Source organism: Kitasatospora sp. NPDC096140, assembly GCF_040303045.1.
Lineage (GTDB): Bacteria > Actinomycetota > Actinomycetes > Streptomycetales > Streptomycetaceae > Kitasatospora.
This window is the reverse complement of record NZ_JBEOUW010000011.1, coordinates 56,670-81,845: the sequence shown is the minus strand read 5'-3', so window position 1 is coordinate 81,845 and position 25,176 is coordinate 56,670. Positions and strand designations below refer to the sequence as shown.

The following is a 25,176-nucleotide window of genomic DNA, read 5'->3' as shown; positions in this document are numbered from 1 at the left end:
ACGGTGCATCTCGCCTCGGCGGTCGACCCACAGCTGGCCGACCTCTCCAACAAGCTGATCTATTCGGCGATGGTGGTCTACACGCTCGCCATGTTCGCCCACATGATCGAGTGGACGTTCGGCAGCAAGGGCGCCGTCGCCGTCCGCTCCAAGGAACAGGCGGGCACCCTGGGCGAGACCGTCGCCGCGGCCGACGGGAAGAAGGCCGCGAAGACGGTCACCGTCACCGTCGCGGGGGCCGGCGGCGGTACCACCACGCTCACCCGCACCGCGATCGCGGGCGAGGGCGCGACGGTGGTCACCAGCGGCCGCGGCGCCGAGGAGGAGGACGGTCCGGGCGCGGCCGGCACCAACGAGAAGGCCGACATGGCCGGCCGGATCGCCGTCTCGCTGACCGTCCTCGGGCTGCTGCTGCACGGCGGCGGCATCGTCGCCCGCGGCCTGTCGGTGTCCCGCTGGCCGTGGGGCAACATGTACGAGTTCTCCTGCGCCTTCGCCTTCGCGATGACGGCCGCCTACCTGGTGCTGCTGGCGACGAAGAAGAACGTCCGCTGGCTCGGCCTGCCGGTCGTCCTCGCGGGGCTGCTGACCCTCGGCATCGCCACCACGGTGCTGTACACCGACTCGGAGCAGCTCGTCCCGGCGCTGCACTCGCCGTGGCTGGCGATCCACGTGTCCACCGCGATCTTCTGCGGCGGCGCCTTCTACGCGGCGTTCATCGCCACGCTGCTGTACCTCGGCAAGGACTCCTTCGACAAGCGGACGGCGGCCGGCCTGACCACCGGACCGCTGGGCACCTCGGCGTCGATCTGGCGCCGGCTGCCCGCCGCGTCGACCTTCGACAAGCTGTCCTACCGGATCAACGCCCTGGTCTTCCCGCTGTGGACCTTCACCATCATCGCGGGCGCGATCTGGGCCGAGGCGGCCTGGGGCAAGTACTGGGAGTGGGACCCGAAGGAGACCTGGTCGTTCATCACCTGGGTCGCCTACGCCTGCTACCTGCACGCCCGTGCGACGGCCGGCTGGAAGGGCCGCAAGGCGGCCTACCTGGCGCTGGCGGCCTTCGCCTGCTGGCTCTTCAACTACTACGGCGTGAACATCTTCGTCACCGGCAAGCACTCCTACGCGGGGATCTGACCGGGGCGCAGTCACCCGACGGCCCGGCTTTCCGCAGGAGGTGGCCGGGCCGAGGTGCGACAGGGGTAGTTCGTGCCGGCCGCGTCCGCGCCGGTACGGGGAGGAACTGAGGAGGAAATCGCGCAATGGAGTGCGACGAGGTCATGCTGACCGTCCGAATCACCGCCGGCGAGCAGCTGCTGCTCCGCCGGCTCGCCCAGGGACACCGGAGCGACGTGTCCGAGGTGGTGGCGGACGCCCTGCTGGACATCATCCCCACGCTCAGCGCGCCGGGGGACGCCTACCGGCTGCTGGGCGCTCTCGCGATGCCGGCGCCGTGCGCCCTGACGGTCTGGCTGCCGACCGCGCTGGCCGACCTGCTGGTGCCCGGCGCGGCCCGGATCGCGCAGATCACCGACGTCCGGATCGAGTCGGCCAGCGCCGCCCTGGGCGCGGCACTGCGGCTCTGGCTGGCGCAGGACCCGGTCAGACTGGCGACCAACCTCAGCGTGATGCACGCCGGGCGGCCGTCCTCGGCGCTGGTGGCCGCCTGACGCCCCGGCGCTGCCGGCGGCCTGTCGGCCCGGGCGGCGGGGCCGGTCAGCTGGCCAGCGGCAGCCGGGTGCTGCCGAGGCCCGGCGCGGTGGGGCGGCCGTCGAGGGCGTCCCGCCGGGCCGGCACCGTCGGCCGCTCCGCGGGCCCGTCCAACGGCCCGTCCTGCGGCTCGGTGAGCAGCCGGCACTCGGCCGCCGTCCGCCCGTCCTGGACCAGCTGCACCCGTACGGGCAGCCGGCGGCCGTCCGCGGCCGGTTCCGGGACGGCCCGGACGAAGCAGGGCCGGTCCAGCTCGATGTAGTGGTCGAAGGAGGTCACCAGCTCGACCGGCACCACCGGCTCGGGGTGGCGCAGCCGCTGGGCGGCCTGCCGGGCCGCCTCCAGGACCAGCATCCCGGGCACGTGGTCCAGCTCGTGGTCGAACAGCACCGGGTGCGCGGCGTCGGCGCGCAGCAGCCAGGTGTCCGGCCGCAGGGTCGGGCTGAGCACCACGTCGGCGGGCTGCGCACGGCCGACGAGTTCGGGCGCCGTGGGGGCCGGCGGCCGCGGCGCGACGGCGTGCCGTCCCGGACCGCGCAGCCGGGCGTACGAGCCGGGGGACAGCACGCGCAGCTGGCCCGAGCCCCGGCCGATCGGCCGGCCGTCCCGGGTGATCTCGGCGTGCACCCGCAGCGAGGCGAGCTGTCCGTGCCGCATCCGGACGTCCTCGCAGCCGACGGCGAGCATGAGGGAGGCCGGGCCCGCGCCGACGGCCAGACCGGGCAGGCCGGACTCGCCGAGGGCGTAGGAGAGGTCCTCCATCACGAAGTGGTGGCCGCGCGGCACCCCGAACCCGGCGTGGCCGATCAGCAGCCCGGCCTGCCGGACGGTCTCGGCCATCAGCACCGGGTCGTGGTAGCGGTCCCCGGGCAGCCGGTAGAAGCCGTGCAGCCGGGGCCACTGGGCGCCGAGCAGGAAGTCGTACGGGCCGGTGGCCTGCCAGCCGGTGAGGAGGACCTCGGAGACCGAGGAGCGGTGCACCAGGTGCCGGGAGACGGTCCGGTCGTGGAAGTCGTAGCCGGCCCCGGGGCCGGTACCGGGGCCGGGGCCGGGCCCGGGGTGCGCGTAAGCGCCGTGGGGGTCCGGCTCTACGATCGATGGCATGACTGGCCCCCGCTCCCAGGGTGTCGGTCGGGCGGCCGCCATGGACGCCCGAGCAAAACATACATACCACCCGGTTTGTGTTCGGCGACTGGGGTGCCCCGGCCGCGCAGCCCGGCCCGTTCACGCTACCCGCCCCGTGGGCTGGGGCAATGCCCTACGGATGACCGCAGACCTTGGGCGGGGGGCCGTCCCCGCTGGACGGCGGGGGCGACGCAGGCGCTAGATTAGATACCAACCATGCGGTTTCGGTCGCAGCCGTCCGCATGCGAGCGCCGCTCCCGGCAGGGGGTGCGCCGACAGCAGCCGGGCCGGGGGAGGGAACGCGCCCGGTCGAGTCCGGAGGGGGCCAGTGGTCAAGCAGGAACGGGCTGGGCGGACCCGGCAGGCCGTGCTGCTCGCCGCGGCGGAGACCTTCGCGCGGGTGGGCTTCGAGGCCGCCAGCCTGGTCGACATCAGCCGCCGGGCCGGGGTGAGCAAGGGCGCGCTCTACTTCCACTTCGTGTCCAAGCAGGCCCTCGCGGACGGCGTGCGCGGCGCCGCCGGGCGGGAGATCGGCTCGGCCGCGCTGCGGGCCCTGCGCGCCGACGGCCCGGCGCTCCAGGGGCTGATCGACTTCTCGCACGAGCTGGCCCGGATGCTGCGCGAGGACGTGGTGGTGCGGGCCGGCGTCCGGCTCGGCCGCCAGGTCCCGCGCCGGGACGAGAACCGGGACGGCCCGCCGGGCCCGCCCGGCCCGGACGCCACCTGGCGCAGTCTCACCGCGGTCGTCCACCGCCTGCTGGACCGCGCCGCCGAGGCCGGCGAACTGTGCCCCGGGGTGGACCGCCGGGCCGCCGCCGAACTGCTCACCGCGGTGGCGGCCGGCCAGGTGCTGCTGGCGGGAGAGGAGACCGACCGGCCCCGGGTGGAGGCCGTGCGGCGGGTCTGGACGGCTGCGCTGCCCGCCCTGGTGGCGGCCGAGAACCGGGCCGGCTACCGGGTCTGATCCGCGCCGCTCGCCGGCCGGGCGCGGCCGTGCCCGGCGGTCAGGCGGGCACGGCCGTCAGGCGCGCCGGTCGTCAGGCGCGCTCGTCCGTCAGGTGAGCCGGTCGTCAGGCGCGCTCGGCCACGCTCAGCCGGGCGAGCGCGTGCGGCTGGACCAGGCCGGGCAGCAGCAGCGTCCACAGATCGGCCATCCGCTGGATCAGGTCCTCCCGGCCGGACAGCACCTGGGAGCTCAGCTGGATCCCGGTGACGGCCCCGGTGATCACCCCGGAGGCCGCGGCCAGGTCGATCCCCGGGTGGAGGTCGCCGGCGTCCCGGGCCTGCTCCAGCAGCTCCCGGACCAGGTCCATCCACCCCTGGTAGGCCGCGATCTGCGGCTGGGTGAAGCTGCCGTGCTCGATCGTCAGCCGGATGCTGCCGCGCACCAGCGGGTCGTCCCGGAGCGCGCGGGCGAAGGCGTACCCGAGGTCGATCAGGTTCTGCACCGAGCTGTCCGAGGACGGCTCCCAGCCGGCGATCCAGGCGCCCTGCCCCTCGATGACGGCGAGGGCCAGCTCCTCCTTGGAGCGGAAGTGGAAGTACAGCGCGCCCTTGGTGACGCCGGCGCGGTCCAGGATCTCGGACATCGTGGCGGCGGCGTAACCCCGCTCGTCGAACACCTCGGCAGCCGCGAGGAGTACCGCCTGGCGGGTCGCCAGCGCGCGGGCCTGCCTGGCCATCGCAGCCTCCCTGGAAAGTTCTGGTACCTCGGCAGCGACCGATCCCATGGGGCCGACGGGGCGGCGGAGGCACACCGACCGGTAGGCATCCTACCGAGCCGTCCGGCGGTCGGTCCGGCCCGCGCGGAACGGACGGGCGCGAAGCGGGCGTGCGCCGCCCGGGAACGGCCGACGGCCGGTCACCCGGACGGGGCGACCGGCCGTCGGCGGAAGCCGCGGACCGTCAGGCGGCCTGCTGCCAGCTGACCGGCGAGTAGTAGGCCGGGCGGCGCTCCAGGCGCTGCCAGTTGGCGATCGGCTCGATCGGCGCGTTGCCGGCGGCCTGCTGCGCGGCGGCGGCGCGGGCCATCAGAACGGCGGTCAGGGCGGCGAGTTCCTCGTCGGTGAGGCTGCCGCGGACGATGCGGACGAGGGGTTCGGCGGAAGCGGTCATGTCCTGGTTTCTCCCCCGGTGGATTGTGGTGTGGGTCGGCTCTCGGTACGGCCTGCTGCGGTGGACCGCGCTGCTACATCGGCGGGTTGCCGTGCTTGCGGCTCGGCAGGTCGGCGTGCTTCGTGCGGAGCATGGCCAGGGCGGAGGCGATCACCTGGCGGGTTTCGGCCGGGTCGATGACGTCGTCCACGAGGCCGCGCTCGGCCGCGTAGTACGGGTGCATCAGCTCGCTCTTGTATTCCTTGATCTTCTGGGCGCGCATGGCGTCCGGGTCCTCGGCGGCGTTGATCTCGCGCCGGAAGATGACGTTGGCAGCGCCCTCGGCGCCCATGACGGCGATCTCGTTGGTCGGCCAGGCGTAGGAGAGGTCGGCGCCGATGGAACGGGAGTCCATCACGATGTAGGCGCCGCCGTAGGCCTTGCGCAGGATCAGCGAGATGCGCGGCACGGTGGCGTTGCAGTACGCGTACAGCAGCTTGGCACCGTGGCGGATGATGCCGCCGTGCTCCTGGTCGACGCCGGGCAGGAAGCCGGGCACGTCGAGCAGGGTGACCAGCGGGATGTTGAAGGCGTCGCACATCTGCACGAAGCGGGCGGCCTTCTCGCTGGCGTTGATGTCCAGCACGCCGGCCAGCGACTGCGGCTGGTTGGCGATGATGCCGGTGACGTGGCCGTCGACCCGGGCCAGCACGCACAGCACGTTGGTGGCCCAGCGCTCGTGGACCTCCAGGTACTCGCCGTGGTCGACGATCTCCTCGATGACCTTGCGCATGTCGTACGGGCGGTTGCCGTCGGCGGGCACCAGGTCCAGCAGGCTGTCGTTGCGCCGCTCGACCGGGTCCTCGCTCACCACGGACGGCGGCATCTCGCGGTTGTTCTGCGGGAGCAGCGACAGGAGGTAGCGGACCTCCTCGATGCAGGACTGCTCGTCGTCGTAGATGAAGTGGGCCACGCCGGAGACGCCGGCGTGGACGTCCGCGCCGCCGAGGCCGTTCTGGGTGATCTTCTCGCCGGTCACCGCCTGGACCACGTCCGGGCCGGTGATGAACATCTGCGAGGTCTCGCGGACCATGAAGACGAAGTCGGTCAGCGCGGGGGAGTACGCGGCGCCGCCGGCGCACGGGCCGAGCATCACCGAGATCTGCGGGATGACGCCGGAGGCCTTGGTGTTGCGCTGGAAGATGCCGCCGTAGCCGGCCAGCGCGGTGACGCCCTCCTGGATGCGGGCGCCGGCGCCGTCGTTCAGCGAGACCAGCGGCGCACCGGCCGCGATGGCCATGTCCATGATCTTGTGGATCTTCTGCGCGTGGGCCTCGCCCAGCGCGCCGCCGAAGATCCGGAAGTCGTGCGCGTAGGTGAAGACGGTGCGGCCGTGCACGGTGCCCCAGCCGACGACGACGCCGTCGGTGTGCGGCTTCTTGGCCTCCAGGCCGAAGCCCTGGGCGCGGTGCCGGCGCAGCGGCTCGACCTCGTGGAAGGAGCCCTCGTCCAGCAGCAGCTCGATGCGCTCGCGGGCGGTCAGCTTGCCCTTGGCGTGCTGGGCTTCGGTGGCCTTGTCGCTCGGGCCGCGGCGGACCTTCTCGCGCAGCTCGTGCAGCTCGGCGACCCGCCCGCGGGCGTCGGCCGGGACCTCGTGGACCTCGCCGTCGACCGGCGCCTCATGCACAACCGTCATCTCGAACCACTCCAAGGGTGAGGGAACTGTCCGACAGCCAACGTCTGCTGTGCCCCCGGCCGCGAATCACTTTCTTCACTTATGACTGTACGAGGGGCCGTGCGCTGGTTTCGGCGTCGATTCCGTACAAGGTCGGGTTCGTTTAGCTGTGAGGCCTGCACAGAAGCGGTCGGGTCGGAGCCGGTGCGCTCGGTGTTCGTTCGAATACCGGGGGTTGTCGGACAGATGATGGTCCGATGATCTGAGCGTGAAGGAAAGCGCAGGTCAGGGCCGTCCCTCAGTAATGTAGGCCGGTCGTCTTGGGTGCTGCTCAAGGTCCGCTCAAGCCGGGGGCCCGGCGGGCGGATGTCAGGGTGGGGCGGCGTCCAGTCGTAGGGAAGCGCCAAAAAGGCGACAGCCCACCCGAGATCGCCCGGGTGGGCTGTTGGAGGTACCCCGCGCCGCCCCCGTGATCAGCTCCTGCGGCCGTCCTCCGGCTCGTCCCGGTCGCGCAGCTCCTGCTCGCGGCGGCGCAGATCGGCCTCCCACTGCTTGAGCATGTCCTCGTGGTCCTTGTCGTTCCTCTTCAACGAGGCGAGGAACTCCGGGTCGTCGTCCGGCGCGAGCGGCCGCCCGCCGCGCCCGGGGGCGCGCCCCGGGTCGGCCGCCGGGTGCCCCGGGTGGCCGTCGGGGGTCGCGGCCCGCAGGAAGCCGCGCTGCTTGCCGGCGATCAGCCACGCGATCGGCCCGAGCGGCGGGAACAGCAGCACGATCAGCACCCAGACCACCTTCGGCAGGTGCTTCACCTCGTCCTCGGGCGTGGTCAGGCAGTCGACGAACGCCCAGACCCAGAACGCGAGCGGAAGGACGATGGTCAGCAGGATCCGCAACATGGCTGCGATCTTCCCCCAGCGGGCGGCGTGGCGGGCGCCTTGCCGGGGCCCTTGACGCAAGCCAGGCTATCGGGTGGCGGATACTGACAGGCATGGCATACGACGATCTCCGCTCGTTTCTCCGGGCCCTCGACCGCGAGGGCGACCTCAAGCGCATCAAGGCGGAGGTGGACCCCCACCTGGAGATCGGCGAGATCGTCGACCGTGTGCAGAAGGCCAAGGGCCCCGCGCTGCTCTTCGAGAACGTCAAGGGCTCGTCGATGCCGCTCGCGATGAACGTCTTCGGCACCGAGCGGCGCCTGGCCAAGGCGCTCGGCCTCAAGGGCCCGGACGACATCTCGGAGAAGATCGCCGGCCTGCTCAAGCCGGAGCTGCCGCAGGGCTTCACCGGCTTCCGCGACGCCTTCGGCAAGCTCGCCTCCATGGCGCACGTCCCGCCGCGGCACGTGAAGCCCGGCGACGCCCCCGTCCAGGAGGTCGTGCTCACCGGCGACGACGTCGACCTGGACGCGCTGCCCGCCCTCTTCACCTGGCCGCTCGACGGCGGCTCCTTCTTCAACCTGGGCCTCACCCACACCAAGGACCCGGACACCGGCGTCCGCAACCTGGGCCTCTACCGGCTCCAGCGGCACGACCGCCGCACCATCGGCATGCACTGGCAGATCCACAAGGACAGCCGCAACCACTACGCGGTGGCGGCGAAGCGGGGCGAGCGGCTGCCGGTCGCGATCGCCTTCGGCTGCCCGCCCGCCGTCACCTACGCGGCCACCGCGCCGCTGCCGGGCGACATCGACGAGTACCTCTTCGCCGGCTTCGTCGCCGGGGAGCGGGTGCGGATGGTCGACTGCAAGACCGTCCCGCTGCAGGTCCCGGCCGACGCCGAGGTGGTCCTGGAGGGCTGGCTGGAGCCCGGCGAGATGCTGCCCGAGGGGCCGTTCGGCGACCACACCGGCTTCTACACCCCGCAGGAGCCGTTCCCGGCGCTGAAGATCGACTGCGTGACGATGCGTCGCCGTCCGATCCTGCAGTCCATCGTGGTCGGCCGCCCGCCGACGGAGGACGGCCCGCTGGGCAAGTTCACCGAGCGGTTCTTCCTGCCGCTGCTGAAGATCATCATCCCGGACATCGTCGACTACGACCTGCCCGAGGCCGGCGGCTTCCACAACTGCGTGATCGTCTCGATCGACAAGAAGTACCCCAAGCACGCCCAGAAGACGATGCACGCGATCTGGGGCGCGCACATGATGTCGCTGACCAAGCTGATCATCGTGGTGGACGCCGACTGCGACGTGCACGACTACCAGGAAGTCGCCTGGCGGGCCTTCGGCAACGTCGACTACAGCCGGGACCTCACCGTGGTCGAGGGCCCGGTCGACCACCTCGACCACGCTTCGTACCAGCAGTTCTGGGGCGGCAAGGCGGGCATCGACGCGACCCGCAAGCTGCCCGAGGAGGGCTACACCCGCGACGGCGGCTGGCCGGAGATGGTGTCCTCGGACCCGGCCACCGCCGCACTGGTGTCCCGCCGCTGGAAGGAGTACGGACTGTGAGCACGGCGGCCGTCGAAACCCCGGGGCGCACGAAGGCGTTCCTGCGCCTGGTGATGATCGAGCACTCGGTCTTCGCCCTGCCCTTCGCGTACATCGCCGCGCTGACCGCGATGTTCCTCGCCGACAAGCGGGTGCACTGGGGCCAGCTCTTCGTCGTGACGGTGTGCATGGTCGGCCTGCGGACCTTCGCGATGGCGGCGAACCGGATCATCGACCGCGAGATCGACGCCCGCAACCCGCGCACGGCCGGGCGCGAACTCGTCACCGGCGCCGTGTCGTTGAGGACCGCGTACATCGGCTCGGCGGTCGCGCTGGTGGTCTTCCTCGGCGCGGCGGCCATGCTCAACCCGCTCTGCCTGGCGCTCGCGCCGGTCGCCGTGGTGCCGATGGTGGTCTACCCGTACGGCAAGCGCTTCACGGACTTCCCGCAGGCGATCCTCGGCCTGGCCCAGGCCATGGGCCCGGTCGGTGCCTGGCTCGCGGTCACGGGCAGCTGGTCCTGGGAGGCCGTGGTCCTGGGTGTCGCCGTCGGCATCTGGATCGGCGGCTTCGACCTCATCTACGCCTGCCAGGACGTCGAGTCCGACCGCCACGGCAAGGTGCGGTCGGTGCCGGCCCGGTTCGGCATCCCCGCGGCCATCCGGGGCGCGCGCGTCTGCCACGTCCTGACCACGCTGCTGCTGGGCTGGTTCGCGGTCCTGACGCACGCCGGGGCGGCCTTCTGGGTCGGCCTGGCGGTCGTCGCGGGGGCCTTCGTCTACGAGCACACCATCGTGAAGCCGAACGACCTGTCGAAGCTGAACCGGGCGTTCTTCCAGACCAACGGGTTCGTGGGCATCTCGCTGTTCTGCTTCGCCCTGCTGGACCTGATCATCCGCGGCCTCGGGATCTGATCCCGACGGGCCCGGCCCCCGGGCCGCGGGCGGCGCCGCTTCAGCGGAACAGCGCGGCGTGGTCGGCGGCCCAGGTGCGGAAGCTGCGGGCCGGGTGGCCGGTGAGGTCCTGGACGGTGGTGGTGGCCGGCTCGGGGTCGGCGATGCGGGCGTGGATGAAGTCCAGCGTGCTGTCGATCGCCGCCCCGGGCCGGCCGGTGGCCGTCATGCGGTGGCGGGCGGCCTCGCGCGGGATCTCCTCCCACGCCACCGGCCGGCCGGCCGCCTCCCCGATGATGCCCACCTGCTCGGCCTGGGTCGGCGACTCCGGGCCGGTCAGCACGTACCGGGCGCCGGCGTGGCCGTCCTCGACCAGGGCCCGGACGGCGACCGCCGCGATGTCCCGCTCGTCCACCGGGTTCAGCTCGGCCGCACCGCCGTAGCCCCGCACGGCGTCGCCGGCGCGGATCTCCTCCGCCCACTGCAGCGCGGCCGCGAACCCGTACGCCCGCAGCACGGTGTACCGCACCCCGCTCCGGGCGAGCAGCGCCTCGATCTCGCCCTCCGGTTGCTCGGGGACGTCCCGGACGGCCGCCGAGGAGAGGAAGACCACCCGCCCGACCTCCCGGGCCAGCACGCCCACCGCGTCCGTCGCCGCCTCCGCCGTCGGGTGCGGCCACCCCAGCAGCACCGCGTCGACGCCCTGCGCCGCCGCCTCCAGGGACGCCGGGTCGAGCAGGTCCCGCTGCGTCAGCGTCCGCGCCCGTGCCCCGGCGGCCGCGAGCTGCAGCCCGACGTGCCGCCCGACCGTCCCGGAGACGCCGACCACCAGCACGGCCGACGCATCGTCAACTCGCTTTTCTGTCATGCCTAGAACGTAGGTGACGAAGATGAGACGCCCAATGCGCACGGGTCTCGGGTCCATGCGCCATCGTCTACCCGGCGCGCACCGACTCCCGTACGCCCCTCCGGTGCGTCGAGCGCCGGCAGTTCGTCGATGTCCGGCCGCCCGCCGGGGGAGTACCGCGCCACCGCCCGGGCCCCGGCCGTCAGGACGTGAGGGTGTGGAGGCCGGTGAGGAGCAGGGTGAGGCCCACGAGGGCGAGGAGGGCGCCGAGGGCGCGTTGGGCGGTCGGGCCGGTCGGGGGAGGGGCGGCACGGCGCAGGTGCGGGGGGAGGCCGGCGCGCTCGGCGAGCTGGCGGCGGTGGAGGCGGGTCACGATCCCCCGGAAGTCGGCGGCCCAGAGGGAGCCGAGAGCCGTGGTGAGGAGGCCGAGCAGGACGAGGACGACGGTGCTCACAGGACGCGCCGCAGCCAGCCGTGGGTGTCCTCGGCCCGGCCGTACTGGAGGTCGAGCATCCGCTCGCGCAGGGCCGTGGTGAGCCGGCCGGGTGTGCCGTCGCCGATGGTCAGGGCGTAGCCCTCGCCCTTGATGCCGAGGACCGGGGTGAGGACGGCGGCGGTGCCCGCCGCGAAGACCTCCGTGATGGTGCCGTCGGCGAGGCCGGCCCGGAACTCCTTGAAGGTGACGGGGCGTTCGACCGGAGCCAGGCCGAAGTCGGGGGCGAGCGTGAGCGCGGTGTCGCGGGTGACGCCCTCCAGGATGGTGCCGAGTGCCGGGGTGACCAGCTCGCCGGCGGCGGTGACCAGGAAGAGGTTCATCGCCCCGGACTCCTCGATGCAGCCCTCCTCGTCCGTGCTGTCGAGGTAGAGGACCTGGTCGCAGCCGTGCTGCAGGGCTTCCGCCTGCGCGGCCAGGCTCGCCCCGTAGTTGCCGCCGCACTTCGTGGCGCCCGTGCCGCCCCGGCCCGCCCGGGTGTACGTCGTGCTGACCCACAGGGCCACGCCGCCGGTGCCCGCGGAGAAGTACGGCCGAGTGGGGCAGGCGATCACGGAGTAGGCGACCCGCTCGGCCGGACGGACACCGAGGAAGGTCTCGGCGGCGAACATGAACGGCCGCAGGTACAGGCTCTCCTCGCCCGCGGTCACCGGCACCCAGGGCTCGTCCGCGCGGACCAGGGCCTCGACGCTCGCGAGGAAGTCCTCCTCCGGGAGCGGGGGCAGGCCCATCCGCGCCGCGGAGCGGGCGAAGCGGCGCGCGTTGCGCTCGGGGCGGAACAGCCAGACGCTGCCGTCGGCGTGCCGGTAGGCCTTGAGCCCCTCGAAGACCTCCTGGGCGTAGTGCAGCGCGGCCGTGCCGGGGTGCAGGGAGAACGGCGTCAGCGGGCCCACGGAGCGGTCGTGCCAGCCGGCTTCCGGTGTCCAGAGGGCCTGGGCCATGTGGTCGGTGAAGTGCCGGCCGAACTCCGGTGCGGCCAGGATCGCCGCGCGTTCCGCCTCCGGCACCGGACTCGTGGTGCGGACCAGGGGGAAGGCCGGGCTCATCGTCAACTCCTGCGGAGGGGTGCGGATCGGGCGGTGCTGGGCGGGGTGCTGCGGTGGCGGGACGGTGCGGGCGGGGCGGCGGCGGTGGTCAGAGGGCGGCGAGGAGCAGGGCGGGGCGCTCCACGCAGTCCGCGACGTAGCGCAGGAAACCGCCGGCCACCGCCCCGTCGCAGACCCGGTGGTCGAAGGTGAGGGACAGCTGGGTGACCTTGCGGACGGCGAGCTCGCCGTCCGTGACCCAGGGCTTGTCGACGACGCGTCCGACGCCGAGGATCGCGGCCTCGGGGTGGTTGAGGAGCGGCGTGGAGCCGTCGACACCGAAGACGCCGTAGTTGTTGAGCGTGAAGGTGCCGCCGGTCAGCTCCCCCGGCGGCAGGCTGCCGGAGCGCGCCAGAGCGGTCAACCGGACGAGTTCGGCCGCCAGTTCGGCGGTCGTCCGCAGGTGCGCGTCCCGCACCACGGGCACGACGAGACCGCGGTCGGTCTGCGCGGCGAAGCCCAGGTTCACGTGGGGGAAGCGGACGATCTCCTCCCGCGCCGCATCCACGGTCGAGTTCAGCTCGGGGAACCGGCGGAGCGCGGCGACGCAGATCCGCGCCAGCAGCGCGAGCAGCCCGATCGGCCGGTCCGGGGCGGCGTCCCGGAGGGTGTCCCGGGCCTGGAGCAGGCCGGTGGCATCCACGTCGACCCAGGTGGTGGCGGTCGGGACCGCACTGCTGCGGGTCAGCTTCTCGGCCGCGGCCCGGCGCAGGCCGCTCAGCGGGATGCGCTCCCGCGGAGCGGGATCCACCGCGGGCCGCAGGGCCCGTTCGACGTCACGGCGCAGGATGACGCCGTGCGGCCCGCTGGGCGTGAGCCGGGCGAGGTCGACGCCGTGCTCGCGCGCGAGCGCGCGGACCAGCGGGGAGATCACCAGCGGGGCGGCGGACCGCTCCGGCGCCCCGGTCCGGCCGGTGGCGCCGCGGCCGCGGCGGCGGCCGGGCGGGACCGGCCGCGTCCCGTAGCCGACCAGGACGTTGCCGCTCGGTGCCGGCGTCTCCTCGCCGTGGGCCTCCCGCGCGGGAGGCAGCTCGGAGGAGGGAGACAGCTCGGAGGTGGGGGGCGCGGCCGCAGCGACGGAGACCAGCGGCGCCCCGACCGCGACCACCGCCCCCACCTCGGCGTGCAGTTCCAGCACCGTCCCGGCGTACGGCACGGGCACCTCGACGGCCGCCTTCACCGTCTCGACCTCCACGACCACCTGGTCCACCTCGACGGTGTCCCCGGCGGCGATCCGCCAGCCGACGACCTCCGCCTCGGTGAGGCCCTCGCCCAGGTCGGGCAGCAGGAAGACCCGGGGCCCGGCCGCGGCGGTCACGAGGCCACCCGCGCGAGGTGCCGGGTGTCCGGCTCGTCGTCGTACTGCAGGCGGTGGACGGCGTCCAGCACCCGGTCCACCCCTGGCAGGTGGGCGTGCTCCAACTTCGGCGGCGGGTAGGGGATGTCGAACCCGGCCACGCGCAGGACGGGTGCGGCCAGCGAGTGGAAGCAGCGCTCCTGCACCCGCGCGGCGATCTCGGCGCCGACGCCCGCGAACCCCTGCGCCTCCTGGACGACCACGCAGCGGCCGGTCCGCCGCACCGACGCCGTCACCGTGTCGTCGTCGAAGGGCACGAGCGTGCGCAGGTCCACGACCTCCAGCTCGATGCCGTCCAGCGCCGCCTCGGCCGCCGCGGCGAGCGCGACCGGGACGGCGGGGCCGTAGGCGATCAGCGTGGCGTCGCGTCCGACGCGGCGGACTGCTGCCCGGCCGAAGGGCTGCGCCCCGCGCCGTTCCAGGTCGACGTCCTGCTTGGACCAGTACTGCTTCTTGGGCTCCAGGAACACGACGGGGTCGGGATCCCGCACGGCGTCCCGCAGCAGCCAGTGGGCGTCCTCGACGGTCGCCGGGGTGACGACCTTCAGCCCCGGGGTGTGCGCGTAGTACGCCTCGCTGGAGTCGCTGTGGTGCTCGACGCCGCCGATCCCGCCGCCGTACGGGATGCGCAGGACCATCGGCAGGGAGACCCGCCCCCGGGTGCGGTTGCGCATCTTCGCCACGTGCGAGGCGATCTGCTCGAACGCCGGGTAGGCGAAGGCGTCGAACTGGAGCTCCACCACCGGCCGGAACCCGCCCATCGCCAGCCCGACGGCCAGCCCGACCAGCCCCGACTCGGCGAGCGGCGTGTCGAAGCAGCGGTGCTCGCCGAACTCGGCGGTCAGCCCGTCGGTGATCCGGAAGACGCCGCCGAGCCGGCCGACGTCCTCGCCGAACACCAGCACCCGCTCGTCCTCGCGCAGCGCGTCCCGCAGCGCCGTGTTGAGCGCCTGGGCCATCGTGGCCGTTCCCATGTCAGTTCTCCGTGTCGGCCGACTCGGCGGCCAGCTGGTCGCGTTGCTCGCGCAGTTGGGGGGTGGGCTCGGCGTAGACGTGCTCGAAGAGTTCGAGCGGGTCCGGTTGCTCCTCGACGTCGATCCGGGCCCGCAGGTCCGCCGCCAGGGCGTCGCCCGCCTCCCGCGCGGAGTCGACGTCCTGCTCGCCGAGCAGCCCGGCGCCGCGCAGGTAGGTCTCCAGGCGGTCCAGCGGGTCCGCGGCGTCCCAGCGGCGGACCTCCTCCTCGTCCCGGTAGCGGCCGGGGTCGTCGGCGTTGGTGTGTCCGTCCACGCGGTAGGTGTGGGCCTCCACCAGGAACGGGCCCTGACCGGACCGGGCGTGCTCGACGGCCGCGTCCAGCACCGACAGCACCGCCACCAGGTCGTTGCCGTCGACCTGTTCGGAGCGCACCCCGTAGCCGACCCCCTTGTACGCGAGGGCCGGTGCGGCGGTCTGCCGCGCGAGCGGCACGGAGATCGCGTACTGGTTGTTCTGGATCAGGAAGACCACCGGGGAACGGAACACCGCGGCGAAGTTCAGCGCCTCGTGGAAGTCGCCCTCGCTCGTCCCGCCGTCCCCGACGAAGGCCATCACCACGCCGTCCTCGCCCTTGCGGCGCACGGCGTCGGCCATGCCGACGGCGTGCAGCAGCTGTGTGGCCAGCGGCGTGCACTGGGGCGCGACCCGGACCGCCGTCGGGTCGTAGCCGCAGTGCCAGTCGCCGCGCAGCAGGGTCAGGGCCTCCACCGGGTCCACGCCCCGCGCGACCAGGGCCACGGTGTCGCGGTAGGTGGGGAACAGCCAGTCCCCGTCCCGCAGGGCGAGGACGCCGGCGATCTGGCAGGCCTCCTGCCCCCGGCTCGACGGGTAGACGGCGAGCCGGCCCTGCCTGGTCAGTGCGGTCGCCTGCTGGTCGAAGCGCCGCCCCACCACCATCCGCCGGTACGCCTCGCGGAGCCGCTCCGCCGGGGGCGCCTGGTACCCCGAGGGGGTCGTGGCCGCGGTGCCGGCCTCGGTGACCAGCCGGACCGGGGTGGCGGACGGCAGCAGCGCCGTCGCCGCCGGTCGGAGGCCCTGCTCGGACGCTGTGGCCGTGGCGGACATGGGGAGGGGCTCGCTTTCTCTGCGTGGTTTCTGCGGGTTCGCTGTCGGGTTCGCTTCGGGTTCTCTGCGGTGGTGGGCGGCCGGTGGCGGAGGAGGGACGGCGGTCCGTCAGGCCTGCGCGGCGGAGTCCCCGTCCGGCTTCGCGGACGCCCGCCGGTTGACCCAGGTGCGCTCCAGCTTCGCCACCACGTCCGCGCTGTGCATCCGAACGGACTGCTCCAGTGCGTACCGGCTCAGGTAGGTCCGGAACAGGTCGTCGGACTCCTCGGCCAGGTGCATCATCCGGCGGTTGGCGGGTACGGCCGGGTCGGCCAGCCGGTCGGCCGCCGAGGCCACGGCCGCGTCGACCTCGTCGGGCTTGACGACCTCGTCGCAGAGCGCCAGCGCCTGGGGGCTGTCCGCCGGGACCTGCTCGCCGTGGAAGATCAGGCGCTGCGCCATCCGCCGCCCGACCACCCGGCCCAGCCGCAGGTTGGCGGCGCCGGGGATGATGCCCTCGTTGAGCGCGGGCAGCGAGAAGTAGGCGTCGGATCCCGCGACGACCCGGTCGAGGACGAGCGCGACCTGGGTCGCACCGCCGATCGCGAAGGTCTCGACGGCGCCGATCCACGGCTTGCCGCCGGGCAGGTCGAACAGGTCGTCCCCCGGGCTGCTCAGTCCGTGGATCAGCTTGCGGATGTACCCCAGCTCGCGCCGGAGCATGAAGTCCACGAAGGAGATCTTCCCCTCGTAGAGGTGGGTCAGGTTGATGCCGGCCCCGAACGCCCGCCGGCCCCGGTACCGGGGGTGGGAGAGCTCGCTGCCGCGCAGCACGCCCACCGCGACCTCGTCGTCGAGCAGGGCCAGGTCGATGGCGGTCTCCAGGGCCTCGACCACCGCGTCGTCCTCGGCGTTGAGGACGTGCTGGTTGCAGATGGTCACCTCGGCCACGAAGCCGTCGCGGCGGACGGTGGCCTGGCCGAGGTCCAGGTGGCCGGTCCGGCGGAACTCGGGGAGCAGCTCCAGGGCCCGGGGCGTGGGGGCCAGCATCGACCGCAGCAGGTGCTCGCCGGTGTCGCGCAGGCCCAGCAGGTGGGTGAAGAAGACGCCCTGGTCGAGCTCCCCGCCGGACTTCGCGGATTGCGGGACCAGGCGGTCCGCGGCGATCTGCGCGCGGCTGGGGACCAGCCCGGGGTAGGCCTCCGCCGCCGCGAACGCGAGGTCGTCCACCCGGACCTGGCGGCGGCGGCCGGTGGTGAGTTCGTCGTAGACGCGGCCCGCGTGCAGGTCGAGGAACTGGTGCCGGGCCTGCCGGGCGGCGCGCGCGACGTGCTCCGCGCTGTCGCGCTCGGCGGGGGTGCGCTCGGCGCGCGGCGGCAGCGCCGCGGTCTGGTCCGCGAAGGCGTCGAGACAGGCGGTCAGCAGGCGGGTGTCCGCCGGGTGGTCCCCGCGGAAGCGCGGGACCCCGGTGGCACGGGACGCCGCGCCGCGGGACGGGTCGGGCTGCGCCGCCGTTGCTTGGGTCGGCACGGGTGTGTGCATGCTGGGTCATCTCCTCGTGGGTGTTCTCGCGGCACGTGGCCGGTCCGTACCGGCGCGGGCCGTCATGGGCGGGTCAGCCCCGAGCGCACGATCGCGTCGAACAGGCCGCCGGAGGGCTCGTAGACCGTGTGGTGGTCGCCCGGCCGCCGGTGGACGGTGAACTCCCCGCCGGCGTAGGCCCGCCAGCCCTCCAGGGCGGCGGGCGGGACCACCGGGTCCTCCGTCGCCGCGAAGACCCGGACGTCGCACGGCAGGGGTGCGGCGGGGGCGGGCCGGTACTCGGCGGCGAGTGCGAGGTCGGCCCGCAGGCCGGTCAGCAGTCGGCGGACGAACTCCTCGTGCTGCAGGAGGACGTCGGGAACTCCGTTGGTGGCGCGCAGGAAGTCGAGGAGTTCGTCGTGGGGCAGCGCGTGGTACGCGGTGTCGGCGGCCAGGTGCGGCGGCCGGGCACCGGAGATCAGCAGGGCCCGGGGCAGCGGGTGGCCGTGCTCGTGCAGGTGCCTGGTCAGCGAGTAGGCGAGCAGACCCCCGAAGCTGTGGCCGAACAGGACGTACGGCGGTTCGAGCAGCGGGAGCAGGGCCCCGGCCACCTGGACGGTGAGTTCTTCGAGCGTGGCCGGCAGGGGGTCGCCGACCCGGTTCTCCCGGCCCGGGAGCTGGACCGGGCGCAGGTCCACCGAGTCGGGCAGGTGCGGGCGCCAGGAGGCGAAGGCGCTCGCCCCGCCGCCCGCGTGCGGGAAGCAGAACAGCCGCTCCCCGGCCCCGCGGCCGGCCGGGGAGCCCAGCAGCCAGGGCGTCGGGTCGGCGGTCACGCGGTGCCCCGCCGGGTTTCCAGCAGTGCGGCGATCTGCCCGCCGGCGCGGTTGTCCAGCAGGTCCACGAGGCTCAACCCGGCGTCGGGGAAGGCCGACTGGAGGTGGGTGAAGAGCGTGACCAGCAGCAGCGAGTTGCCGCCGAGCGCGTAGAAGTCGTCGTCGGGGCCGACGGATTCGCGTTCGAGGGTCTGCGCCATGACGGACAGGACCCGTTCCTCCACCGGGGTGCGCGGGGCGGTGTCCGGGCCGGCCCCGGAGTCGTACTCCGGTGCGGGCAGGCCCTTGCGGTCGAGCTTGCCGTTCGCGGTCAGCGGGATCTCGTCGAGCCAGACGAAGGCCGCCGGGATCATGTAGGACGGCACCCGGGCCGCCATGTACTCCCGCAGCTGGGCGTGGTCGGGCCGCGCGTCGCCCACCAGGTAGGCGGCCAGGGCCGGCCCGCCGGGCGCGTCGTCGCGGACCACGGTGGCCACGGCCCGGACGTCGGGGTGCGCGGCGAGGGCCGCGTCCAGTTCGCCCAGCTCGATCCGGTACCCCCGGATCTTGACCTGGTCGTCGCCGCGTCCGAGGAATTCGAGGTTGCCGTCCGGCAGCCAGCGGGCCAGGTCGCCGGTGCGGTAGATCCGGCTGCCCGGAGGGCCGAACGGGTCGGGCAGGAACCGTTCCCGGGTGAGGTCGGGGCGGCCCAGGTACTCCCGGGCCAGGCCGTCGCCGCTGAGCCAGAGGTCACCGGCGACGCCGACGGGCTGCGGTGCCAGGTCCTCGTCGAGGACGTAGGTCTGGGTGTTGGCGATCGGACGGCCGATGGGGATGGTGGGGCGGGTGGTGTCGGCGGCCTCGATGGGCTTCCAGGTGGCGAAGAGGGTGCACTCGGTGGGGCCGTACACGTGCAGGAAGCTGGTGTCGGTCAGGTGCGGCAGCAGCTGCGCGGCGCTGGCCGGCGAGAGGACGTCACCGCCGACCATCAGCTGTCGGACGCGGGCCAGTTCCTCGGGGAACTGTTCGGCCGCCACGTGGAGTTGGGGCGAGACGAGCAGCAGCGTGGTGATCCGGTGGCGCTGCAGCGCAACCTTGAGCAGGTCGGGGAAGGGCAGCCCGGACGGTGGCAGGACCAGCGTGCCGCCGTTCAGCAGCGCGCCCCACAGCTCGATCAGCGAGGCGTCGAAGGTGAGCGGGGAGAGCTGCAGGTGCGCCTCGTCGGGCCCGAGCCGTACGTAGTCCGCGCCCTTGACCAGTCGGCTGAGGGCCCGGTGGGTGACGGCGACGCCCTTGGGGGCGCCGGTGGAGCCCGAGGTGTAGATGACGTACGCGAGGTGCTCGGCGGTGGCCGCCGGGACGACCGGGTCGGTCGCCGGCAGGCCGTCCGTCGGCTCCGTGTCGTCCGGCGCGTCGAGCCGGAGCACCCGGGCGGCGGACCCGGCGAAGGCCTCCGCGTGGGCGGTGTCGGTGAGGACGACCGGGGCCCCGGCGTCGCCGACCACGAAGGCGAGCCGCTGCGCGGGGTGGTCCGGGTCGAGCGGGAGGTAGGCGCCGCCGGCCTTGAGCACGGCCAGCAGGCACACGATCATGTCGACGGACCGGGGCAGGCAGATGCCGACCGGGACGTCGGGGCCCACGCCCCACGCGATCAGGCGGTGGGCCAGCCGGTTCGCCCGGGTGTTCAGTTCGCCGTAGCCGAGCCGGACGTCCTCGTGTTCGAGGGCGGTCGCCGCGGGGTCGCGGCGGACCTGCTCCTCGAACAGGGCGGCGGTGGTGCGGTCGCGCGGGAAGTCCCGCCCGGTGCGGTTCCATTCGGTCACCACGAGGGCGCGCTCCTCGGGCGGGAGCGCGGGCAGGGCGGCGACCGGTGTGTGCGGGTTCTCCGTGGCGGCGGTGAGCAGCAGCTCGATCCGCCGCGCCAGCCGCCGCGCGGTGACCGGCTCGAACAGGTCGGCGTCGTACTCGACCGTTCCGCGCAGGTCGTCCCCGCGCAGCTCGAAGACGAGCGAGAGGTCCCGGGCGGCCGTGCCCGGGTGCAGGTCGACGGGGGTGCAGGTGGCACCGGGATAGTCCGGCAGCGCGGTGCCGAAGTTCCGGGCGGCGAGTCTGACCGGCACCGGCTGGCGGGCCGGGTCGCCGCAGGCTCCGGCCGGCCCGGCCAGGGCTCCCGGCGGCAGGGCGGTGGCGTGCGCGCGGGCCCGGGCCAGCTCCGCCCGGGCCTGCTCGACGACGTCCAGGAAGGTCGGTTTGCCGTCCAGTCGGAGGTCCAGGACGACGTCGGTCTCCGGCCGGCCGAGCGGGGTGTCCGGGTCGGGGCGGACCGGGACCAGGAGCGGGACGGCCTGCTGTCCGGTCTGCCGGGCGAGCAGCGCGAGTGCGGCGGCGCACAGGGCGCTGGACGCGTCGGCCGTTCCGGACAGTTCGCGCAGGCGCGGCGCGAGGCCGGCCGGAAGGGAGAAGTGTTCCACGCCGCCGGGGCGGGAGGTCCGGGGCCGGCGGGGCCGGTCGGTCGGCAGGTCGACGACGGGGAGCGCCTCCGGCCGGTCCAGCCAGTGGTCGAGTTCGACGCTCGCCTCCGCGGCGGAGGGCCAGCGGAGCTCCGGGGCCTGCGTGGCGGGGAGCGGCTCCCCCCGCCGTACGGCGGTGTGGGCGAGCGCGTGCTCGACGAGGAGGGCGTCCAGGGAGACCGGGTCGAGCGCCAGCCGGTGCGCGACGGCGAGCAGCAGCCACTCCTGCTCGCCGACCCGCAGCGCACGGACCCTCAGCAGCGGGCCGCGGGCGAGGTCGAAGGGCTCGGCGGCCAGCCGGGCGGCGTGCGCGGTCGCCTCCTCCTCCGGCGGTACGCGGACCGCGGCGAAGTCGGCCTGCGCCGCGCCTGCGGTGTCCGGCGCGGCGGGCTGCGGCACCGCCGGTCCGGTGGACGCGGGGAGCACGGTCCGCAGGACGGCGTGCCGCGCGGTCAGCTCCTGCAGCGCGCGGTGCGCCGCCGCGGGGTCGAACTCCCCGGTGAGCCGGAGGCACCGGACCACGTGGTGGGAGGGGTGCGACCAGGGGGCCGGGCCCGGTTCGAGCGGGGCGGACGTCGGGTGTGCCGGGGCTGTCACAGTGCTTCCTCAGAGGTGTCGCCGAGTGGTGGGAGGTCGCGGAGCCCGGCTCCGTCCGGTCGCAGGACCGTTCGCACGGGGAGGCTCTTGATCCCCGCGATGAAGGTGGAGTGCAGGTGGCGCGGCTCCCCGGCCGACTCGATCCGCTCGAAGTTCCTGGCGATCTCGTCGAACAGGACGGTCAGGGCGAGCCGGGCCAGGTGGGTCCCGATGCAGCGGTGGGCGCCCACGCCGAACGCGATGTGACGGTTGGGGGTCCGGTCGGCCCGGAAGCGGAAGGGCTCGTCGAACACGGTCTCGTCGCGGTTGGCGGAGCCCAGCCACGCGGTGACCGGCCGGCCGGCGCCGATGGTCGTGTCGCCCATCCGCACCTCTCCGGTCGTGTGCCGCAGCGCGTGGTTGGCGGGTGAGGACCAGCGCAGGATCTCCTCCACCAGGGACTCGGTGTCCCCGCTCGCCAGCCAGCGCTCCTGTTCGGCGGGGTTCTCCAGCAGGGCGAGCAGGCCGGCGGCGGCCGCGTGGGAGGTGGTGACGGTCGCCCCGATGAGGAGGCTGTAGGCGTTGAGGAGGACCTCCTCGCGGCTCAGCTGCTCGCCCTCCGGTGCGGCCCGCAGCAGTGCCCCGATGAGGTCGTCCGCCTCCTCCCGGCCGGGGCGGGACACCTCGGTGTGGAAGTACAGGAAGATCTCGGAGTGCGCCCGGTTGAGCACGGCGGAGCGGGAGTCGCCGGTTCCGGCGTAGTCCGGGTCGGACTCGGCGACCGCCGCGTAGGTGAAGTGGCTCAGCCGGTTCCAGGAGGACTCCGGGATGCCGAGCAGCAGCCCCGCGATCGCGATCGGGTAGTACGCGGCCTGGGCCGCGAAGTCCCAGGTGTCCTGCCGGGCACCGACCGAGAGCAGGCGGCGGGAGAACTCCCGCAGCGCGGGCTCGTACGCCTGGACCGCCTGCCTGGTCAGGTGCGGGGACAGCGGGTCCTTGAGCCGCTTGTGCTGCGGCGGGTCGGTGACCGCGAGCATCTTCCCGCCGGCGATGTCGGTCTGCCCCAGGGTCGTCAGGATGTTGCCCCGCGTGGCGGTGAACTCGCCGTGCTGGGAGAGCACCCGGGACACGTCCGCGTACCGGGTGACCGCCCAGAACTCCGGCTTGCCGCCCATCGGGCACTGGCGGTGGACGGGATCGTGGGCGCGCAGGTGGGTCCAGACCGGGTGGGGGTCCCCGGTGCCGAAGTAGTGCGGATCGGAGAGGTCCGGTCCGGGCTCGTCGTCCGCGGCGGCCCCGCCAGAGGTTATGCGCATGGTTCTGCTTCCCTACGACACGAGTGGGGGAGGACCGGGTCAGATGTACTCCTCGGCACCGCCCGTGCGGACCGTGTCGAGGGTGAAGCAGTGGAAGCCGCCGCCGAACAGCCGGCGGTGGCGGTGGCGGACCGGGACGACGGTGAAGCGGTGCTCCTCCAGGGTCCGGATCAGCGTCTTGCAGGCGTCGTTGACCATGACGGTGTTCTCGTCGATGGAGAGCACGTTGAGGTCGATGTACGGGCTGGGCGGGATGGGGTCGCCGTTCTCGTACTGCGGGTAGTCGCTGATCTGCGGCGCCGGCGGCACGATCACGTCCCACGTGCGCAGCGGCTCGGGCAGGTAGTCCAGCACGTCGGCCGAGCGGAGCAGCAGCGTGCCCGGCCTCAGCGGCACCACGACGCTGTCGATGTGGCTCTGCGTCAGCTTGTTCATGCGGTGCACCCGGAAGCGCCCGTCGAGGTGGCGCTCCAGCCAGTCGTAGGCCAGTGCGTGGTTGCGGTTGGCGACGTTGACGATCAGGTCGCGCCCGAGCCGGAGGCAGTTCGCGGCGTCGATCATCGGCTCCAGGCCGGAGTCGTACGGGGACGGCTGCGGGTTCTCCGGGACCTCGATGTTGGGCGCGGGGTTGTCGTTGTCCGGGTCGAAGGAGGCGTCGGTCATCATCGGCCGCGGCATGACCGTCCAGCGCGCCCCCTGGGCGAAGTAGCCCATGAAGGTCGGCTTGAGGAACTGGTTCTCGAAGTACCGGGCGCGCAGGGTCGGCGGGGTCTCGATGATCTCGTCGCCCATGACGAGGGTGTTGTCGCGCAGGTTGAGCGGGGGCACCACCGCGGCGTCCCAGGCGGGGGTGGTGACCCGGGTGAGGTCGGCGGCGGGCTCCAGCGGGCGGTGCACCGTCACTCCCAGGGCCTCCAGCTGCTCGACCACGCCCTCCACGTCCTCGATGAGCTCCCGGAGGAAGCGCTCCTTGAGGGCCAGGCGGTCGGGCTCGTTGCGCAGCCGGCGGGCCTCGCTGTCGCGCCAGGTCGACAGGCTCGGGAAGTAGCCCCGGGTGCCCGACAGGTTGTCGCTGATGAACATGTCGAACGACAGGTCGCGGATGCGGTCGGCGTACCCGTCCGCGGAGCCGACGATGATCTCCTTGAGCGGGGTGAAGTCGTCGAAGCTGTTGAGTCGCATGGGAGCGGTGCCCTTCTCGGCGGGGTGGCGGTCAGGGGTGGCGGTCAGGAGTCGGTGGTCGTGATCGCCTGCACCGGACAGCGCCTGACCGCCTCGTCCACGGCGTCGTGCAGATCCTCGGGCGGCGTCTCGTCCAGCAGGACGACGAGGCCGTCCGTGTCGTCCTGGTCGAAGACCTCGGGCAGGGCCATGGCGCACTGGCCCGCTCCGATGCAGGTGTGCGTGTCCACGGATACGCGCATGGTGTCCTCCGGTGCGGTCGGCGTCACCAGGTGACGGGCAGGCGGTGCACGCCGTAGACGCTCCGGTCGGTGGCGAGCGGGACTTCGTCGGCCGGAACCGCCAGTTCGAGCGTCGGGAAGCGGTGGAAGAGCGCGGGGAGTGCCGCGCGCATCTCCATGCGGACGAGGTTCTGGCCGAGGCACTGGTGGATGCCGTAGCCGAAGGCGAGGTGGCCGGTGGTGCGCCGGCCGAGGTCCAGCCGGTCGGCCTCGTCCTGGAACCAGTTCGGGTCCCGGTTGGCCGCGGACAGCGACACGGTGACGGAGTCGCCGGCCTTGAGGTGCTGCCCGCCGAACTCCAGGTCCTCCAGCGGGGTCCGCGGCACGCCGAAGTGGAAGATCGTCAGGTAGCGGAGCAGTTCCTCCACCGCGTTGTCCACGATCGACGGGTCGGCGAGCAGCCTGGCCAGCTGGTCGGGGTGGGACAGCAGGGCGTGGACGCTGAGCCCGAGCGAGCCCATGGTGGAGTCGTGGCCCGCCGTCAGCAGCAGCACCCCGACGCCGGCGATCTCCTCGGTGTCCAGCGTGCCGTCCTCGGCGAGCGACCTGAGCAGACCGGGGGTCTCGTCCTTCGAGCGGCCCGCGGCGATCTCGCGCACCACGGCGTACAGCTGGTCCATGGCGGCGGAGGTCTCGGCCGCGGTGGACTCCAGGTCGAAGAGCCGCTTGCTGTTGTGCTGGAACTCCGCGCGCTCGTGGTACGGGACACCGAGCAGCTCGCAGATCACCTGCGAGGGGAGGGGCAGGGCGAAGGCCTCGACGAGGTCCGTCCCGGGGCCGGAGCGCTCCAGGCCGGACAGCAGCTCGTCGACGATCCGGTCGATCTGCGGCCGCATCTCCCGCATCCGGCGCGCGGTGAACTGGCCGGCCAGCTGCTGCCGCAGCCTGGTGTGCTCCGGCGGGTCCATGTCGACCAGCCAGCCGGGCAGCGCGGGGACACCGAAGAACGGATCCGCGCCGGGCCGGTACACCGGCGCCCGCTTGAACTCGGAACGGGCGCTGAAGCGGGGATCGGTGAGCATCTGGCGGGCCAGCTGATGGCTGGTCACCACCCAGCCGACGTGGCCGTCCGGGTAGCTCATCCGCCGCAGCGGCTCGTCGGCCTGCCACTGCATCAGGTCCACGGGCGGATCGAACGGACGGACGCGCTCGGTCGGATGGGATGGCACGGGGTCCGTGGGCACGGTCGACCTCCTTT

23 protein-coding genes are annotated in these 25,176 nt (G+C 73.5%); 5 read left to right on the top strand and 18 right to left on the bottom strand.

Features of this window, described 5'->3' with window-relative positions; genetic code table 11:
* Positions 1–3: 3 nt before the first annotated feature.
* Both ccsB and ABT048_RS13920 read left to right on the top strand, forming a co-directional pair.
* Complete coding sequence (gene ccsB, locus ABT048_RS13925) at positions 4–1,137, top strand: c-type cytochrome biogenesis protein CcsB (RefSeq protein WP_350521592.1); 1,134 nt, start codon at positions 4–6, stop codon at positions 1,135–1,137.
* 125 nt (positions 1,138–1,262) lie between these two features.
* Entirely contained in the window at positions 1,263–1,670 is a 408-nt protein-coding gene (locus tag ABT048_RS13920) for a hypothetical protein (protein ID WP_350521591.1), read from the top strand.
* 46 nt (positions 1,671–1,716) lie between these two features.
* On the opposite strand, the gene ABT048_RS13915 is transcribed toward ABT048_RS13920, so the two are convergent.
* The gene (locus tag ABT048_RS13915) at positions 1,717–2,814 is read right to left on the bottom strand and encodes a ScbA/BarX family gamma-butyrolactone biosynthesis protein (protein WP_350521590.1); all 1,098 of its coding nucleotides are present in this window, start codon (positions 2,812–2,814) and stop codon (positions 1,717–1,719) included.
* A 349-nt stretch (positions 2,815–3,163) separates the two neighbouring features.
* Between ABT048_RS13915 and ABT048_RS13910 the strand changes: the two genes are divergently transcribed.
* Positions 3,164–3,799, top strand: a complete 636-nt coding sequence (locus tag ABT048_RS13910) for a ScbR family autoregulator-binding transcription factor (RefSeq protein ID WP_350521589.1) — start codon at positions 3,164–3,166, stop codon at positions 3,797–3,799.
* Positions 3,800–3,905: 106 nt separating this feature from the next.
* Here ABT048_RS13910 and ABT048_RS13905 read toward each other — a convergent pair whose 3' ends face one another.
* The 4 genes from ABT048_RS13905 to ABT048_RS13890 form a co-directional block, all read right to left on the bottom strand.
* Positions 3,906–4,517 (bottom strand): ScbR family autoregulator-binding transcription factor, encoded by a 612-nt coding sequence (locus ABT048_RS13905; protein ID WP_350521588.1) that lies wholly within the window; start codon positions 4,515–4,517, stop codon positions 3,906–3,908.
* 223 nt (positions 4,518–4,740) lie between these two features.
* Positions 4,741–4,950, bottom strand: a complete 210-nt coding sequence (locus ABT048_RS13900; RefSeq protein WP_350521587.1) for an acyl-CoA carboxylase subunit epsilon — start codon at positions 4,948–4,950, stop codon at positions 4,741–4,743.
* A 73-nt stretch (positions 4,951–5,023) separates the two neighbouring features.
* Positions 5,024–6,625, bottom strand: a complete 1,602-nt coding sequence (locus ABT048_RS13895; RefSeq protein ID WP_350521586.1) for an acyl-CoA carboxylase subunit beta — start codon at positions 6,623–6,625, stop codon at positions 5,024–5,026.
* 452 nt (positions 6,626–7,077) lie between these two features.
* Positions 7,078–7,497 (bottom strand): PLD nuclease N-terminal domain-containing protein, encoded by a 420-nt coding sequence (locus tag ABT048_RS13890; RefSeq protein ID WP_350521585.1) that lies wholly within the window; start codon positions 7,495–7,497, stop codon positions 7,078–7,080.
* A gap of 92 nt (positions 7,498–7,589) precedes the next feature.
* On the opposite strand from ABT048_RS13890, the gene ABT048_RS13885 reads away from it, so the two are divergent.
* Positions 7,590–9,047 carry a menaquinone biosynthesis decarboxylase gene (locus tag ABT048_RS13885; protein ID WP_350521584.1) on the top strand — a complete coding sequence of 486 codons (1,458 nt, stop codon included), beginning with the start codon at positions 7,590–7,592 and terminating at the stop codon, positions 9,045–9,047.
* Entirely contained in the window at positions 9,044–9,940 is an 897-nt protein-coding gene (mqnP, locus tag ABT048_RS13880; RefSeq protein WP_350521583.1) for a menaquinone biosynthesis prenyltransferase MqnP, read from the top strand. The genes ABT048_RS13885 and mqnP overlap by 4 nt, the downstream gene beginning before the upstream one ends.
* Before the next feature lie 40 nt (positions 9,941–9,980).
* Here the strand turns inward: mqnP and ABT048_RS13875 are convergent, their stop codons facing one another.
* From ABT048_RS13875 to ABT048_RS13815, 13 genes are all read right to left on the bottom strand, one after another.
* Positions 9,981–10,787: a Rossmann-fold NAD(P)-binding domain-containing protein gene (locus ABT048_RS13875; protein WP_350521582.1), complete on the bottom strand. Its 807-nt coding sequence runs from the start codon at positions 10,785–10,787 to the stop codon at positions 9,981–9,983.
* A 181-nt stretch (positions 10,788–10,968) separates the two neighbouring features.
* Positions 10,969–11,220, bottom strand: a complete 252-nt coding sequence (locus ABT048_RS13870) for a hypothetical protein (protein ID WP_350521581.1) — start codon at positions 11,218–11,220, stop codon at positions 10,969–10,971.
* Positions 11,217–12,305, bottom strand: coding sequence for a branched-chain amino acid aminotransferase (locus ABT048_RS13865; protein WP_350521580.1), 1,089 nt, complete (start codon positions 12,303–12,305; stop codon positions 11,217–11,219). The genes ABT048_RS13870 and ABT048_RS13865 overlap by 4 nt, the downstream gene beginning before the upstream one ends.
* A gap of 88 nt (positions 12,306–12,393) precedes the next feature.
* Complete coding sequence (locus ABT048_RS13860; protein WP_350521579.1) at positions 12,394–13,662, bottom strand: dihydrolipoamide acetyltransferase family protein; 1,269 nt, start codon at positions 13,660–13,662, stop codon at positions 12,394–12,396.
* Positions 13,659–14,675 carry an alpha-ketoacid dehydrogenase subunit beta gene (locus tag ABT048_RS13855; protein ID WP_350521578.1) on the bottom strand — a complete coding sequence of 339 codons (1,017 nt, stop codon included), beginning with the start codon at positions 14,673–14,675 and terminating at the stop codon, positions 13,659–13,661. Before ABT048_RS13855 ends, ABT048_RS13860 begins: the two co-directional genes overlap by 4 nt.
* A 1-nt stretch (position 14,676) precedes the next feature.
* Positions 14,677–15,801 carry a pyruvate dehydrogenase (acetyl-transferring) E1 component subunit alpha gene (gene pdhA, locus ABT048_RS13850; protein ID WP_350521577.1) on the bottom strand — a complete coding sequence of 375 codons (1,125 nt, stop codon included), beginning with the start codon at positions 15,799–15,801 and terminating at the stop codon, positions 14,677–14,679.
* 108 nt (positions 15,802–15,909) lie between these two features.
* Entirely contained in the window at positions 15,910–17,322 is a 1,413-nt protein-coding gene (locus ABT048_RS13845; RefSeq protein ID WP_350521576.1) for an enoyl-CoA hydratase/isomerase family protein, read from the bottom strand.
* A gap of 62 nt (positions 17,323–17,384) precedes the next feature.
* Positions 17,385–18,134, bottom strand: a complete 750-nt coding sequence (locus tag ABT048_RS13840; protein WP_350521575.1) for a thioesterase II family protein — start codon at positions 18,132–18,134, stop codon at positions 17,385–17,387.
* Positions 18,131–21,220 carry a non-ribosomal peptide synthetase gene (locus tag ABT048_RS13835; protein WP_350521574.1) on the bottom strand — a complete coding sequence of 1,030 codons (3,090 nt, stop codon included), beginning with the start codon at positions 21,218–21,220 and terminating at the stop codon, positions 18,131–18,133. Before ABT048_RS13835 ends, ABT048_RS13840 begins: the two co-directional genes overlap by 4 nt.
* Complete coding sequence (locus ABT048_RS13830; RefSeq protein WP_350521573.1) at positions 21,217–22,515, bottom strand: cytochrome P450; 1,299 nt, start codon at positions 22,513–22,515, stop codon at positions 21,217–21,219. The genes ABT048_RS13835 and ABT048_RS13830 overlap by 4 nt, the downstream gene beginning before the upstream one ends.
* Positions 22,516–22,554: 39 nt before the next feature.
* Positions 22,555–23,697 carry a glycine amidinotransferase gene (locus ABT048_RS13825; protein WP_350521572.1) on the bottom strand — a complete coding sequence of 381 codons (1,143 nt, stop codon included), beginning with the start codon at positions 23,695–23,697 and terminating at the stop codon, positions 22,555–22,557.
* 44 nt (positions 23,698–23,741) lie between these two features.
* Positions 23,742–23,939 (bottom strand): ferredoxin, encoded by a 198-nt coding sequence (locus ABT048_RS13820; RefSeq protein WP_350521571.1) that lies wholly within the window; start codon positions 23,937–23,939, stop codon positions 23,742–23,744.
* Positions 23,940–23,962: 23 nt separating this feature from the next.
* On the bottom strand, positions 23,963–25,093 hold the full coding sequence (locus ABT048_RS13815; RefSeq protein ID WP_350521730.1) for a cytochrome P450: 1,131 nt from the start codon (positions 25,091–25,093) through the stop codon (positions 23,963–23,965).
* Positions 25,094–25,176 lie beyond the last annotated feature (83 nt).

Coding starts and splice junctions, on each gene's coding strand:
- ABT048_RS13900 (WP_350521587.1), bottom strand. CDS start 4,950: ATGACCGCTTCCGCCGAACCCCTCGTCCGCATCGTCCGCGGCAGCCTC.
- ABT048_RS13920 (WP_350521591.1), top strand. CDS start 1,263: ATGGAGTGCGACGAGGTCATGCTGACCGTCCGAATCACCGCCGGCGAG.
- ABT048_RS13915 (WP_350521590.1), bottom strand. CDS start 2,814: ATGCCATCGATCGTAGAGCCGGACCCCCACGGCGCTTACGCGCACCCC.
- ABT048_RS13875 (WP_350521582.1), bottom strand. CDS start 10,787: ATGACAGAAAAGCGAGTTGACGATGCGTCGGCCGTGCTGGTGGTCGGC.
- ABT048_RS13895 (WP_350521586.1), bottom strand. CDS start 6,625: ATGACGGTTGTGCATGAGGCGCCGGTCGACGGCGAGGTCCACGAGGTC.
- ABT048_RS13815 (WP_350521730.1), bottom strand. CDS start 25,093: ATGCAGTGGCAGGCCGACGAGCCGCTGCGGCGGATGAGCTACCCGGAC.
- ABT048_RS13830 (WP_350521573.1), bottom strand. CDS start 22,515: ATGCGCATAACCTCTGGCGGGGCCGCCGCGGACGACGAGCCCGGACCG.
- ABT048_RS13905 (WP_350521588.1), bottom strand. CDS start 4,517: ATGGCCAGGCAGGCCCGCGCGCTGGCGACCCGCCAGGCGGTACTCCTC.
- ABT048_RS13885 (WP_350521584.1), top strand. CDS start 7,590: ATGGCATACGACGATCTCCGCTCGTTTCTCCGGGCCCTCGACCGCGAG.
- ABT048_RS13820 (WP_350521571.1), bottom strand. CDS start 23,939: ATGCGCGTATCCGTGGACACGCACACCTGCATCGGAGCGGGCCAGTGC.
- ABT048_RS13825 (WP_350521572.1), bottom strand. CDS start 23,697: ATGCGACTCAACAGCTTCGACGACTTCACCCCGCTCAAGGAGATCATC.
- ABT048_RS13855 (WP_350521578.1), bottom strand. CDS start 14,675: ATGGGAACGGCCACGATGGCCCAGGCGCTCAACACGGCGCTGCGGGAC.
- ABT048_RS13890 (WP_350521585.1), bottom strand. CDS start 7,497: ATGTTGCGGATCCTGCTGACCATCGTCCTTCCGCTCGCGTTCTGGGTC.
- ABT048_RS13845 (WP_350521576.1), bottom strand. CDS start 17,322: ATGCACACACCCGTGCCGACCCAAGCAACGGCGGCGCAGCCCGACCCG.
- ABT048_RS13865 (WP_350521580.1), bottom strand. CDS start 12,305: ATGAGCCCGGCCTTCCCCCTGGTCCGCACCACGAGTCCGGTGCCGGAG.
- pdhA (WP_350521577.1), bottom strand. CDS start 15,801: ATGTCCGCCACGGCCACAGCGTCCGAGCAGGGCCTCCGACCGGCGGCG.